8 protein-coding genes and 1 pseudogene are annotated in these 14,286 nt (G+C 70.1%); 7 read left to right on the plus strand and 2 right to left on the minus strand.

Annotated features, from left to right (window positions below; all coding sequences use genetic code 11):
• Position 1: 1 nt before the first annotated feature.
• The 3 genes and pseudogenes from AC1PK7_RS02610 (at position 2) to AC1PK7_RS02620 (ending at position 5,195) form a co-directional block, all read left to right on the plus strand.
• Positions 2 to 2,704, plus strand: a complete 2,703-nt coding sequence (locus AC1PK7_RS02610; protein ID WP_481099769.1) for a glycoside hydrolase family 3 protein — start codon at positions 2 to 4, stop codon at positions 2,702 to 2,704.
• A pseudogene (locus AC1PK7_RS02615) lies at positions 2,658 to 4,187 on the plus strand (MFS transporter); the annotation flags it as partial. The gene AC1PK7_RS02610 and the pseudogene AC1PK7_RS02615, both read left to right, overlap by 47 nt.
• Positions 4,188 to 5,195 (plus strand): glycoside hydrolase family 43 protein, encoded by a 1,008-nt coding sequence (locus AC1PK7_RS02620; protein WP_481100830.1) that lies wholly within the window; start codon positions 4,188 to 4,190, stop codon positions 5,193 to 5,195. It abuts the pseudogene before it with no gap.
• A 274-nt stretch (positions 5,196 to 5,469) separates the two neighbouring features.
• Here the strand turns inward: AC1PK7_RS02620 and AC1PK7_RS02625 are convergent, their stop codons facing one another.
• Together AC1PK7_RS02625 and AC1PK7_RS02630 are read right to left on the minus strand one after the other, a co-directional pair.
• Positions 5,470 to 6,573, minus strand: a complete 1,104-nt coding sequence (locus tag AC1PK7_RS02625) for a dipeptide epimerase (RefSeq protein WP_481099770.1) — start codon at positions 6,571 to 6,573, stop codon at positions 5,470 to 5,472.
• Positions 6,570 to 7,964: an SH3 domain-containing protein gene (locus tag AC1PK7_RS02630; protein ID WP_481099771.1), complete on the minus strand. Its 1,395-nt coding sequence runs from the start codon at positions 7,962 to 7,964 to the stop codon at positions 6,570 to 6,572. Before AC1PK7_RS02630 ends, AC1PK7_RS02625 begins: the two co-directional genes overlap by 4 nt.
• A gap of 342 nt (positions 7,965 to 8,306) precedes the next feature.
• Here AC1PK7_RS02630 and AC1PK7_RS02635 point away from each other — a divergent pair, with 342 nt between their 5' ends.
• The 4 genes from AC1PK7_RS02635 (at position 8,307) to AC1PK7_RS02650 (ending at position 14,185) form a co-directional block, all read left to right on the plus strand.
• Positions 8,307 to 11,099 carry a TonB-dependent receptor plug domain-containing protein gene (locus tag AC1PK7_RS02635; protein WP_481099772.1) on the plus strand — a complete coding sequence of 931 codons (2,793 nt, stop codon included), beginning with the start codon at positions 8,307 to 8,309 and terminating at the stop codon, positions 11,097 to 11,099.
• A gap of 86 nt (positions 11,100 to 11,185) precedes the next feature.
• Entirely contained in the window at positions 11,186 to 11,986 is an 801-nt protein-coding gene (locus AC1PK7_RS02640; RefSeq protein ID WP_481099773.1) for an N-acetylmuramoyl-L-alanine amidase, read from the plus strand.
• A 113-nt stretch (positions 11,987 to 12,099) separates the two neighbouring features.
• Complete coding sequence (locus tag AC1PK7_RS02645) at positions 12,100 to 13,020, plus strand: hypothetical protein (RefSeq protein ID WP_481099774.1); 921 nt, start codon at positions 12,100 to 12,102, stop codon at positions 13,018 to 13,020.
• A gap of 379 nt (positions 13,021 to 13,399) precedes the next feature.
• Positions 13,400 to 14,185 (plus strand): hypothetical protein, encoded by a 786-nt coding sequence (locus AC1PK7_RS02650; RefSeq protein ID WP_481099775.1) that lies wholly within the window; start codon positions 13,400 to 13,402, stop codon positions 14,183 to 14,185.
• The last annotated feature ends 101 nt before the right edge of the window (positions 14,186 to 14,286 follow it).

A 14,286-nucleotide genomic window follows, 5' to 3' on the forward strand; every position in this document is an offset into this window, starting at 1 on the left:
GATGCGCAGGTCTTCCTTTCGCAGCGGTGTTCGTGGCCGCCTGTTCCGTACGCTGGCCCTGTGCGCCGCCATCGCGCTGGCCGGCGTGGGCCATGCCGCCGACGCCGTCGACGTCAAGCCGTGGCAGGACACCTCGGCCAGCTTCGAGACCCGGGCGGCGGCGCTGGTCGCGCAGATGACCCTGGAGGAGAAGGCGGCGCAGATGCAGAACGCCGCGCCGGCGATCGAGCGCCTGGGCGTGCCGGCCTACGACTGGTGGAACGAGGCGCTGCATGGGGTGGCGCGGGCCGGGCAGGCCACCGTGTTTCCGCAGGCCATCGGGCTGGCCGCCACCTTCGACGTGCCGTTGATGGGGCAGGTGGCCACCACCATCAGCGACGAGGCGCGCGCCAAGCACCACCAGTTCCTGCGCGAAGGCGCGCATGGCCGCTACCAGGGGCTGACCTTCTGGTCGCCGAACATCAACATCTTCCGCGACCCGCGCTGGGGCCGCGGCCAGGAAACCTACGGCGAGGATCCCTACCTCACTGCGCGCATGGGCGTGGCCTTCGTGCAGGGATTGCAGGGCGACGATCCGGTGTACCGCAAGCTCGACGCCACCGCCAAGCATTTCGCCGTGCACAGCGGCCCGGAGGCCGACCGCCACCACTTCGACGCGCGCCCCAGCAAGCGCGACCTCTACGACACCTACCTGCCCGCGTTCGAGGCGCTGGTGAAGGAGGGCAAGGTGGATGCGGTGATGGGCGCCTACAACCGGGTGTACGGCGAGTCAGCCAGCGCCAGCCAGTTCCTGCTGCGCGACGTGCTGCGCCGCGACTGGGGCTTTACCGGCTACGTGGTGTCGGACTGCTGGGCCATCGTCGATATCTGGAAGCATCACCATCTGGCGCCCAGTCGCGAGGCCGCCGCGGCGCTGGCAGTCAAGAACGGCACCGAACTGGAGTGCGGCCAGGAGTACGCCACGCTGCCGGCGGCGGTACGCCAGGGGCTGATCGGCGAAGCGGAGATCGACGATGCGGTGACGCGCCTGTTCGCCGCGCGCATGCGACTGGGCATGTTCGACCCGCCCGAGCGCGTGCGCTGGGCGCGGATTCCGGCGTCGGTGAACCAGGCGCCCGCGCACGATGCGCTGGCCCTGCAGGCCGCGCAGGAATCGCTGGTGCTGCTGAAGAACGATGGCGTGCTGCCGCTCTCGCGCAAGCTCAAGCGCATCGCCGTGGTCGGCCCGACCGCCGACGACACCATGGCCTTGCTCGGCAACTACTTCGGCACGCCGGCGGCGCCGGTGACGATCCTGCAGGGCATCCGCGACGCGGCCAAGGGCATCGAGGTGCGCTATGCGCGCGGCGTGGATCTGGTCGAAGGGCGCGACGATCCGGGCGCCACGCCGCTGATCGAGCCGACGTATCTGCGGCCCTCGGCGGATTCGCCGGAACGCGGCCTGCGCGGCGAATACTTCCGCACGCCCGATCTGTCGGGGACGCCGGCGCTGGTCCGCACCGACGCGCAGATCGGCTTCCGCTGGGACCGCGGCTCGCCGACCGACAATCTGCTGGCCCGCGGCGAAGCGGGGCCGGGGCAGGGCATTCCCAACGATCATTTCAGCATCCGCTGGAGCGGCCAGCTGCTGCCGCCGGTCTCGGGCCGCTACCGGATCGAGGCGGCCGCCGACGACGGCTTCCGTCTCTACGTGGACGGCAAACTGGTGCTGGATCACTGGACCGACAGCGACCGCATGCGCGCCGACGGCGTGGACCTGGAGCTGCAGGCGGGCCGCGCCTATGCGGTGACGCTGGAGTACTACGACGCCGAGCGCGACGCGAGCGTGCGCCTCGGCTGGCGCATGCCCGGGGCCAAGCCACCGTTCGACGAGGCGCTGGATGCCGCGCGCAGCGCCGATGTGGTGGTGTTCGTCGGCGGCCTGACCGGCGATGTCGAGGGCGAAGAGATGAAGGTGGACTACCCGGGCTTCGCCGGCGGCGACCGCACCGATCTGCGCTTGCCGACGCCGCAGCGCGCCTTGCTGGAGGCGCTGCACGCCATTGGCAAGCCGGTGGTGATGGTGCTGACCGGCGGCTCGGCGATGGCAGTGGACTGGGCGCAGGCGCATCTGCCGGCGATCCTGATGAGCTGGTATCCGGGGCAGCGCGGCGGCACCGCGGTGGGCCAGGCGCTGTTCGGCGAGGTCAATCCCGCCGGCCGCCTGCCGGTGACGTTCTACCGGGCGGACCAGGCGCTGCCTGCGTTCGACGACTACGCGATGGAAGGCCGCACCTACCGCTACTTCCGCGGCACGCCGCTGTATCCGTTCGGTCACGGGCTGTCGTATACGCGCTTCGACTACGGCAAGCTGCACCTGGATGCGCCGCGCATCGCCGACGACGGACGCCTCAAGGTGCAAGTGGAGGTGGCCAACACCGGCAAGCGGGCCGGCGACGAAGTGGCGCAACTGTACGTGCGGCGGCTGGCGGCCGCGCCCGGCGATGCGCAGCAAACGCTGCGCGGTTTCCAGCGTGTGCACCTCGCCCCTGGCGAACGCCGGACCCTGACGTTCGAGCTGGATGCGCAGCAGGCGCTGCGGCAGTACGACGAGGCGCGCGGCGCGTATGTCGTGCCGGCGGGACGCTACGACGTGCGGATCGGCGGCTCTAGCGCCGATGCCCGCGTGCGTGCCGGCTTCACCGTGGAGGCGCGCCGTGACTGAGGCCCGCAGTGCGGAGACCGCCGCGCACACGCTGTCGGTGCGCGAGAAGCTGGGCTACAGCCTGGGCGACCTGGCGGCGAACCTGATCTTCCAGACGCTGATCACCTACCTGGCTTTCTTCTACACCGATGTGTACCGGTTGCCGGCGGCCACGGCGGCGACGATCATCTTCGTGATCGGCCTGCTCGGCGCGTTCGTGTTCACCCCGCTGATCGGCATCGCCGCCGACCGCACGGCCACGCGCTGGGGCAAGTTCCGGCCGTGGATCCTGTGGACGGCGATCCCGTTCGGCGTGCTGTCGCTGCTGGCCTTCAGCACCCCGGACCTGGGTGCGCGCGGCAAGGTGCTGTACGCCCTGACCACCTATGGCCTGCTGATGCTGGTGTACGCGGCCAACAACCTGCCGTACTCGGCGCTCAGCGGCGTGCTCACCGGCAACATGACCCAGCGCAACAGCCTGTCGGCCTACCGCTTCGTGGCGGTGATGATCGCGCAGTTCATCATCCAGGTGCTGCTGCTGCCGCTGGTGCTGATCCTGGGCGACGGCGACAACGTGCGCGGCTTCGAGCGCCTGATGACGGTGTTCGCGGTGGTGGGCACGCTGTTCTTCCTGATCACCTTCGCTACCACGCGCGAACGCATCGTGCCTGCCAAGGAGCAGTCTGCCGGCGTGCTGCAGGACCTGTCCGACCTGCTGCACAACCGGCCGTGGAAAGTGATGCTGGCGCTGACCGTGCTGGTCTTCGTCAATCTGGCGCTGAAGGGCGGCACCTACATCTACTACTTCCAGTATTACCTCAGCGAGGCCGCGCTGGCGGGCTTTCTCGACGCCTCCGGCTTCAACGGTTTCATCGGCGGGGTGAACGCGCTGCTCGGCGGATGGGGCCTGTCCGGCTTCACCTGGCCGCAGGATCCGGCGACCTCGGCGTTCAGCCTGTTCAATGCCTGCGGCATCCTGTGCATGATCCTGGGTATCGGCTTCTCGCGGCGCCTGGCCGACCGCTTCGGCAAGCGCGATGCCTTCGGCGGCGCGTTGCTGGTCTCCACCCTGTTCCTGCTGGTGTTCTACGTCCTGCCGCCCACCGCGATCGGCGTGGCCTTCGGCGCCTTCATGCTGCACGGCTTCTGCTACGGCATCACCATCCCCTTGCTGTGGGCGATGATCGCCGACGTCGCCGACTACTCCGAATGGAAGAACCATCGCCGCGCCACCGCGATCATCTTCTCGGCGATGCTGTGCGGGCTGAAGATCGGGCTCAGCATCGGCGGTGCGCTGGTCGCCGGCATCCTCGCGCACCACGGCTACCAGGCGGGTGCGCCACAGCAGCCGCAGGCCGTGGTGGACGGCATTCGCCTGACCGTCAGCGTCTACAGCGCCCTCCCGTTCCTGGTCGCGGTGGCGCTGCTGTTCTTCTACCGGATCGACAAACGCATGGAACTCCGCATCGAACACGAGCTGCAGGCACGTCGGCAGGGCGGCGAGGTGCGCGACCTCAGCGACCTTGGCCATCTCGCGGCGCACGCCATCGCGCAACCACTGGTGACCCACATCTACACGGCCGATCCATCGGCCCACGTGTTCGAGGGACGCCTGTACATCTATCCGTCGCACGACATCGACAGCGGCGCGCCGTTCGACGACGAGGGCGGTCACTTCGGCATGGAGGATTACCACGTGCTGCGCATGGACGCGCCCGACGGCGCGGCCACCGACTGCGGCGTGGCCCTGCATGTGCGCGACGTGCCGTGGGCGAGCCGGCAGATGTGGGCGCCGGACGCGGCCCATCGCGACGGCCGCTATTACCTGTATTTCCCGGCCAAGGACGCGCAGGATCTGTTCCGCATCGGCGTGGCGGTGGCCGATCGCCCAGAAGGCCCGTTCGTTGCCGCGCCGGAGCCGATCGCCGGCACCTACTCGATCGACCCGGCCGTGTTCGAGGACGACGACGGCGCGCACTACCTCTGCTTCGGCGGCATCTGGGGCGGGCAGTTGCAGAAGTACCGCGACGACCGCTTCGATGCGGCGCACGCCGAGCCTGTCGGCGACGAACCGGCGCTGGGGCCGCGGATCGCCAAGCTGGACTCCGGCATGACACAGCTGGCGGAGCGCACACATGAAGTCGTCATCCTCGACGAACACGGCCAGCCGCTGCGCGCCGACGACCACGCGCGCCGCTTCTTCGAGGGACCGTGGCTGCACAAGGACCAGGGCCGCTACTACCTGTCCTACTCCACCGGCAACACGCACCTGCTGTGCTACGCCATCGGCGACAACCCGTATGGACCGTTCACCTATCGCGGCGTGCTACTGAAGCCGGTGGTGGGCTGGACCACGCACCACTCCATCTGCAGGTTTGAAGGCCGGTGGTACCTGTTCTATCACGATGCCCTGTTGTCAGGCGGCGTGACCCACCTGCGCTCGGTCAAGTGCACGCCGCTGCACATCGAACCGGATGGCAGCATTCGCACTGTCGATCCCTATGGTGGCTGAAAGGCCCTGGTTCAGGGACTGCGCACGCGCCGGCCGTGGCAAGGCGGTCGCCCTGTCCCTTGTAGGAGCGGCTTCAGCCGCGACAGGCCTTCCCGGTCACGCCTGTCGCGGCTGAAGCCGCTCCTACGAGTGCATTGTCGATCGTGATTGGAGACCTGCTCCAGTCACGGGCGGACGCTGGAGAATCGGCCTTCGTGTCCGCCAGTGCAGCCAGGCGCCGCTTTTCGCCGCATGGCGCAGAGCGCCGGGCGCCACGCACGACGCAGCACCCTCCCTAAACCGACCGCGGCAACAGCTCCAACCCCTGGATCTCGCGAATCCCCAGCCCCGCCGCCTCGCCGATGCGGATCTGCGCCTCGTCGAACTGCACCCCGCCCACCACCGGGTCGAACGCCCCCAGCGACGGGCCGTCCAGGTCCACCTTGGTGATGACGTCCGCGCGCGCCACCGCCAGGTGCGCCGCCGCGGCCACGCCGATGCTCGATTCGAGCATGCAGCCGATCATGCACGGCACCCCGTACACCGCGGCGATGTCGGCGATGCGCAGCGCGTTGGACAGGCCGCCGGCCTTGATCAGCTTGATGTTGACGATGTCCGCCGCGCGCCGCTGCAGCAGCGCGATCGCCTGCGCCGGCGAGAACACGCTCTCGTCGGCCATCACCGGGGTCTGCACGCGTTCGGTCACGTACTGCAGGCCGTCCACGTCGCCGGCCTTGACCGGCTGCTCCAGCAGTTCCAGCGTCACCCCGGCGCGCTCCAGCGCGTGCATGGCCTGCACCGCCTGCTTCGGCGTCCAGCCCTGGTTGGCGTCCAGCCGCAGCTGCGCGCGGCCGGCGACCGCGGCGTGGATCGCCTTGACCCGTGCGATGTCCTCGGCCAGATCGGTGCCGATCTTGATCTTCAGCGCCACGAAGCCGCGCGCCAGCGCCGACAGCGCGTCGGCCACCATCGTGTCCACGGCATTCACGCTGATGGTGAGGTCGGTGGTCAGCTGCGGGGTGCCACCGCCGAGCAGCTGGTACAGCGGCGCATCATGCAGCTGCGCCCACAGGTCGTGCACGGCGACCTCCAGCGCCGCCTTGGCGCTGCTGTTGTGTTCCAGCGCGCCCTGGATCAGGCCGCGCAGGCGCTGCAGGTCGGCGATGTCCTCGCCGATCAGGCGCGGTGCCAGGCAGCGCTCGATCGCCGCGATGATCGATCCATGAGTGTCGCCGGTGATCGGCGGGGTGGCCGGTGCGCTGCCATGGCCGATCCGACCGTCGTCGGTGTGGACCATGACCACCACGTCCTCGATCGCCTGCACGGTGCGCAGCGCGGTCTTGAACGGGGTCTTCAGCGGCACGCGCAGCATGCCCAGGCGGATCTCGGTGATCTTCATTCGGCGGTCGGCGCGCGCAGGCGCTGGATGCGGGTGATGCGGTCGATGAAGGGCGTGCCGTCGCCGAGCAGCAGCGGTTCCAGCGGCGTCACCGACACGCCGTTGAGGCGCACGCGCTGCAACCGGCCGGCAGCGTCGCGGTAGCTGGCGCCGGCCACGTCGTGGATCACCCAGGTCTGGCCATCCTCGTGGCCGATCAACAGCATTACGTGGCCGGGGATGTAGACCAGGTCGCCGACGCGCAGTTGCGCCAATGCCTGCCGCCGCTGCGGCAGCGGATCAGTGGCGGTGTAGGGCACCGACATCAGTGCGGGGCTGCGCGCCTGGTCGCCGGTGTTGCGCGGCAACTCGATGCCGAGGCTGCGATGCAGATCGACGACGAAGCCGCTGCAGTCGCGCGCGTCGTAACCGTTGCCCCAGCCATAGCGCTCGCCGAGGAACTTGAACGCCTGCTGCAGCAGCATCTGCGGCGTGGCCGGCAGCGGCGCCTCGGCGACGTCGGCGCTGCGCGGCACCAGGGCGGGTATCAGTTGCAGGCGTCCGTCGCGGTCGCGCAGCGGCAACTGCACCACGTAGGCGGCCAGTGGCGACTGGCCGTTGACACTGTTCTGTGGCGGCCAGTCGCGCAGCAACGGCAGCGCGCTGCCCATGTCCAGCGCCACCTGCGAGGCCGCCGGCAGTTCCGGGGTGAACACGGTGGCCGCGCGTGCGCCGGTGACCAGCAGCCGTGGCGTGCGTTGCGCGTAGGCGAGCACGCTGGCGCGGTCGCCCTCGGCGAGATGATCGCGGGCGATCCACGCGGCGTAATTGTTCGCCAGCACGAACAGCCACTGGCCATCGGCACTGGCGTGCAGGATCGCCACTGCGCTGCCCGGATAGAGCGCCGATTCCTGGAAGCGGTCGATGTCGCGATCGTCGCGGTCGCTGAACACGCGCTCGGCGGTGGGGAAGCGCCGCAGGTCGGTGCGTTGCACCACCAGCGCGTAACGCGGCTGCACCTGTGCCGGCAGCGCCTCCAGCGCCAGCGCGTGCTGCAGCGCCTGCAGGCGCGCGGCGTCGAGTGCGCCGCCCTGGGTGTCGTAGAGCGTGCGCGTCGGCGGCGCCGACAGCGCCAGGATCTGCGCGCGCACCTGCGCGGCAGGTAGTTGCGTCGGCAACGCGGCCAGGTCGTGCATCGACGCATCGTCGCGCAGCAGCCGGGCGTTGAACGCGGCGCGCTGCGTCGCCTGCAGCAGTGGCGGCGAGGCCGCCGGCAGCCGTGCGATCCAGTGTTCGGCCTGCAACTGCGCCGGCTGTGCCTGCAGCGGCATGGCGTCGGTGGCGCGTGCTGGTGCGATGCCGCCGCTCGCCGCCACGGCGAGCAACAGGCACAGGCCGCGCATCGTGATCATGGCATCCCGCTGTCTGGAAAGAAGGCCGACGCATGCGGCGCGCCGACGCCAGGATCTTCGATTCCCGGTTTTTTTCTGTCAAGGCGCTGCGTTGACAGGTTTTGCGAGCGCGTGTTACACCCGGCTGCACAGGGGAAGCGTGGCGATGGCGCTGGGGAACGTGCAGGCACCGCACGGCAGCGCCGCGTCCGCTCGGCAAGATGCAGGACCCGCAACACGATGGCCGCGTGCCGCCCACGCGCCATCGCCGTGTGCGTGGACGCCAGGGACAGGCGCTCGTCGGTGGCCGCGCCCGCGGCGTTCGCGCCATCCACCCGCGCCATGCAGGAGAGCCGCGTGCCCATGCGAATCGTTCGTCGTCCTTCTCCCTTGCGACCCGTACGCGTGGCGCTGGCCGCGCTGACGACGCTGGCCGTGGCCTCGCCGGCAGCGGCCGTGGCGCAGGAACAGGCGGCGACGCCGCGCGATCTCGATGCGGTGCTGGTCACCGGCTCGCGCATCGCCCGCGCGCAGGTGGAAGGCCCGGCGCCGGTCACCGTCATCACCGCCGAGGACATCCGCAAGCAGGGCTTCGCCACGGTGTGGGAATCGCTGGGCACGCTGACCCAGTTCAGCGGCAGCACCTTCAACGAGAGCGACCAGACCGGCAGTTCGCCCAACGGCCAGTACCTCAACCTGCGCGGGCTGGGGCCGGGCTATCAACTGATCCTGCTCAACGGCAAGCGCATGGCCGACTACCCGCAGCCTTACGGCGCCAACGGCACCGCGGTCAGCTTGGGCAGCATTCCGGCGGCGGCGGTGGAGCGCATCGAAGTGATGAGCGGCGGCGCCTCGGCCATCTACGGCTCCGACGCGGTGGCCGGCGTGGTCAACATCATCACCAAGCGCGATTTCCAGGGCGACAGCCTGCGCGTGCGCGCCGGCACCACCACCCGCGGCGGCGGCGATACCGGGCAACTGCAGTGGAGCGGCGGGCGCCGCGGCGACGGCTGGAGCGTCACCTACGCCTTCGAACGGCTGGACCGCGAACCCATCGTGGCGCGCCAGCGCAGCTTCATGGATTCCTACGACGACCATCCGGCCAACAAGGCCGATCCCAGCTCGCCCAACGTGTCGATCTCCGGCGTGTACCTGCGCCGCGGCAACACCTATCTGTGGCCGCAGGCGGGCGCGCTGTCGACCTCGCCGCAGGCGCTGGCCGCGGCCTGCGCCGCGACCAATCCGGCGTTCCGTCCCTACCGCACCAGCGACAGCCTGGCCGCGCCCAACCGCTGCGGCGCGTTCGACTACTACGCCGGGCGCTCGGTGCAGAACGGCTACGGCAAGACCTCGGCCTACCTGGCCGGCGATGCCGAGCTCGGCCACGATGTGGTCGCCTATGCGCAACTGCTGGCCAACCGCTCGCAGGACAAGAGCTCCAGCCAGACCCACTACTACATCGGCGAAGGCGCGTTCACCGCCTACGATCCGGACCTGGGGCTGGTCACCGCGCAGCGCATCTTCCTGCCCGACGAGGTCGGCGGCATCAAGACCATCGACTACAACGAGCGCAGTTGGAATCTCAACGCCGGCGTGCGCGGCAAGGCCTTGGGTGGGCGCTTCGACTGGGACGCCAGCGTGTCGCTGTCGCGCTACGACATCACCACGCGGCGCCCGCGCTTCCTCACCAATGCGGTGCGCGATTACTACTTCGGGCCTGTGCTGGGCTATCGGCCGGACGGCACCGAAATCCGCCGCGTGCGCCCGGACCGGTTGTTCGCGCCCGGCAGCCCGGCGTTGTACCAGCAGCTCACCACCGAAGTGGTCAGCCGCGGCGAATCGGCCACCGACCAGGCCCAGTTCGTGGTCAGCGGCGACCTGTTCGAACTGCCGGCGGGCATGGTGCAGATCGCCACCGTGCTGGAAGCGGCGCGGCAGACCTACGACCTGCAGCCCGATCCGCGCACCACCGTCGACTACACCGGCAGCGAGCGCATCTACAACCTCACCCAGACCCCCGGCGGCGGCCCGCGCAAGCGCTACGCCGCCGGCCTGGAGCTGCGCGTGCCGATCGCCAGCCGGCTCAGCGCCACCCTGGCCGCGCGCTACGACGCCTACGACGACATCACCGCGGTCGATGGCGCGGCCACCTGGCAGGCCGGCCTGGAGTGGCGCCCGTTCGACACCCTGCTGCTGCGCGGCAGCCACGCCACCAGCTTCCGCGCGCCGGACCTGCTGTGGATCTACGCCGGCACCAGCGCCAACAATCCCACCGTGGTCGACGAATACCTGTGCCGCCGCGACGGCCTGGATCCGTTGTCGGCGGCCTGCGCGAGCGCGCACGAGTACCAGACCTTCTCCACCCAGGCATCCAATCCGCTGCTGCGCGAGGAGACCGGCAAGTCGACCACGCTCGGCGCAGTGTGGGACGTGCTGCCGGCGCTGTCGCTGAGCGTCGATTACTACCGCATCGAACTGAAGGGGCGGGTCGAAGCCATCTCCAGCGAAACCCTGCTGGAGAACAACGCCAACTGCCTGCTCGGCCGCGACCGCGCCGGCGCCGCGGTGGACACCGCCTCGGCGGCCTGCCGCTTCTACCTGGACGCGGTCACGCGCAGCCCGGGTACCGACCTGACCAGCGAAGGCCAGATCACCGCGTTCAAGACCTTCCCCATCAACCAGTCGCTGATGCGCACCGACGGCGTCGACGCCAGCCTGCGCTACGACCTCGACCTCGGCGCCTGGGGCACACTCGGCCTGCAGGGCGGGCTGACCCGGGTGCTGCGGATGGAGGTGGCGCAGTTCGCCGGCGCGCGCCCGGTGGACGTGATGAACGACGTCGACTACCTGGCGTTCCGCACGCGCAGCAACTGGCGTGCGAACTGGAGCCGCGGCGACTGGTCGGCCAGCGTGTACGGCTACCGCTACGGCTCGCGGCCCGACTACGCCGAGCGCGGGCGGGTGGCGCCCTACCTGGTGTGGAACGTCGACCTCGCCAAGCAGATCACCGACAAGGCCACCGTCGGCCTGAGCGTGCTCAACGTGTTCGACGCGCTGCACCCGCGCGACGACACCTACACCGCCTGGCCGTACTTCCCGCGGGTGTACAGCGCGATCGGGCGGCAGTGGTCCGTCAACTTCAATTACCGCTTCTGAGCGCGCGGCGGTAGCGTCGACGTGCGCCTGCACGCCGCCGCCGCACCGATTGCGTACGCTTGTGCGTCCCCGACCAGGATGTGCCCATGACCCGCGTTCCCGTGCCGTCCCCGTCCGCCGTGCGCCGGCTGCTGCTGTTGGCCGCGCTCGCGCTGCTCGGGGCCTGCGCGCACGCGCCGCAGCGCAATCCGCTGGCCACCTGGGTGCCGTCGCCGAACTACGACACGCGCCGGCCGATCCTGATCGTCATCCACTACACCGACCAGCACTCGGTACAGCAGAGCCTGGACACGCTGCGCTCGCACAACAGCAAGGGCAAAGTCAGCGCGCACTACCTGATCGGCCGCGACGGCACACGCTACCAACTGGTCGCCGACCAGGACCGAGCCTGGCACGGCGGCGCCGGACGCTGGGGCACCATCACCGACATCAACTCCGCCTCGATCGGCATCGAACTGGACAACGACGGCAAGACCCCGTTCGCGCAGGAACAGATCGCCAGCCTGCTGGTCCTGCTCGAGGACCTGTGCACCCGCCTGCGCATCCCGCGCACCCAGGTGGTCGGCCACGAGGACTTCGCGCCCTCGCGCAAGGTCGACCCGGGTCCGCTGTTCCCGTGGAAGCGACTGGCCGAGGCCGGCTTCGGCCGTTGGCCGGCCGCCGACACGCCGCCGGCCCCGCCCGGCTTCGATCCATGGCAGGCGCTGGCGCTGATCGGCTATCCGGTCGACGACCGCGCCGCGACCCTGCGCGCCTTCCACCACCACTACCGCGGCAACGACGCCACCGACTTCGACGCCGAAGACCTGCGCATCCTGTACGCGCTGACCCAGCCGCTGCTGGCGCGGCCGCAGCCGGTCCCGGCGATGGAGCCGGACGCGCCCTGAGCCGGCGCGCTGCGGCGCCAGCGTCGGTCCTGGCGGCGCGCACGCCTGTCACTTGGCGCCGCCGCGGTTCTTGGTAGCATCGCGCGCCAACGGACTCCAAAGGACGCAGTGCGATGAGGCGAGGAACCACGGCCCTGTGGGCGGCCACCTTCCTGCTGTTGGGCGGGTGCAAGGACAAGGCGGCCGATGCGCCCGCGGCGCAGACCCCGGCAACGGCGAGTGCGCCGGCAGCGCCTGCCGACACGAACGCGGCGGCACAGCCGGTCGCCGCCGAGGTGCCTGCGCCGGGCCAGGTGCTGGCCGACATCTACGGCGCCAAGGGCGATGGCTCGGCGTCCTATGCCATCGACAACGGCGCGGCGGCCAGCTTCTGGTACGGCTTCCGCTTCGACCTCGGCGGCAAGCAGTACTACACCGGGTTCGCCAACGCCACCGGCGGCAAGTACGCCAAGCCTGGGGACCAGGGCAGCGACCAGGACATGCCCGACCCGGCCGCCACCGTCAGCATCAGCCAGGCCACCTACGTGCTCGACAGCGCCGGCGGCAAGCCGACCTGGACCCTGTTCCACGCGCAGCGCTGGGCCGGCGACTTCGGCTCCGACGGCAAGGCCGACACCCTGGACGAACAGCGCAAGCCGCAGACCACCGCCACCCAGGACGGCCACCTGCTGCTGGCGCTGCCGACCACCCGCTTTGCCGACGGCATCACCAGCGCCGGCTTCGCGATCTTCACCTTCGACCCGAACAAGAACGACCTGGGCGACTACAAGGGCTGGGTATACCTGGGCACGGTCGCCGCCGGCGAGGACAACAGCGCCGCCTGCGACGACCAGGGCACCATGAAGTGCGCCACCAGCACCGGCACGCTGAGCTTCGTGCCGCCGGCCAGCGGCAATGTGCCGTCGCTGCGGATCGCCCTGCAGGGCACGGCGGTGGAAGGGCCGGGCAAGGTCCGCACGCTGGGCCCGGCCGACGCCGTCACCTACACCTACGACCCCGCCAAGCAGCAGTACACCCCGCCGCTGGACCGTTGAACGGACGGCGCGGGGCGTGTGCGCGGCGCGCGCGGCGGCGGTGGTTTCGGGCGCGGGACCTGGTTTAAGATGCGCCCCACGGGGCCTGATGATCAGGCGAGTCATTCGCGAGCGGCATGGGATGCTGCACTCGCCCGAAAATGCCGGTGTGGATTGCCGGCGTGCGGTTCGCCATGCGCGACCGCCATCACCGCCCCTGCTCGGGGCCGCAGTGCACGTCACCGTCGTTCCGTCCGAACTCGCGCCTGCCGGCAGCATCGTCCGGGGCGTCGCGTCCGTGCCGTGCGCGTCTGCGCCATGGCGCACGCGGCAGCAGGGCGTGGCGGGCGGTGCGGGTGGGCTCCCTCGGCTTCTTCACCGAATACAGGATGTTCTGGACATGTCGAACGACAACAAGCGCGCCGCCGCTCCCGAAGTGCCACCCGATGCGGGCAGCGTGCTGTACCTGATCTACGGCTGGGACGGCGATGGCGCCGTGTCCTACGAGATCGACAACGGTGCCGTGGTGAATTTCTGGGGCGGCCAGCATGTCGAGCTGGACGGCAAGCACTACTACACCGGTTTCAGCTACGCCACGCCGGGCCGGTACGGCATCGACGATGCGGAAACCTTCCCGAACCCGGGCGAGGGCGTCTCGCTCGGCGCCGCCACCTTCCTGCTGACCACGCCCGGCGGCGAGCGGCCGTGGATGGTGCTGCATGCGCAGCGGTACATCGGCAGCTTCGGCGCCTACGCGCGCGCCGATGCGTTCGATACCAGCCGCGCGCCGCAGCAGCATGCGCTGGGCGATGGCCGGTTGCTGCTGGCCGTGCCCACCACCCGCTTCGGCAACGGCATCACCGAGGCTGGCTTCGCGCTGTTCGTGTTCGATCCGAACCGGCACGACCTCGGCGATTACCGCAGCTGGGTCTATTGCGGCACGGTGGCGGCCGGCGAGGACAACGAGGCGGCCAGCGATCCGGATGGCGTGGTGCCGCACGTGTCCAGCACCGGCACCCTGGATTTCCATGCGGTACCCAGCCAGCCCATGCCGGCGCTGCGGGTGGCGCTGCACGGCACCGCCATCGCCGGTCCCGGCCGGGCACGCCTGCTCGATGGCAGCGACGTGCTGCAGTACGCCTACGACCCGGACAGCGGCCAGTACCGGCCCACGCCCGACGCATGACCCCGGCGGCGCGCCGCTGGACGCAGCACCCGATGTTCCGCAGTACGCAAATCGTTCTGTTGACCGCGCACTAACAAGCTCATGGACGAGCTCGGTTGACC

It is taken from the genome of Xanthomonas sp. NCPPB 3174 (genome assembly GCF_056725205.1).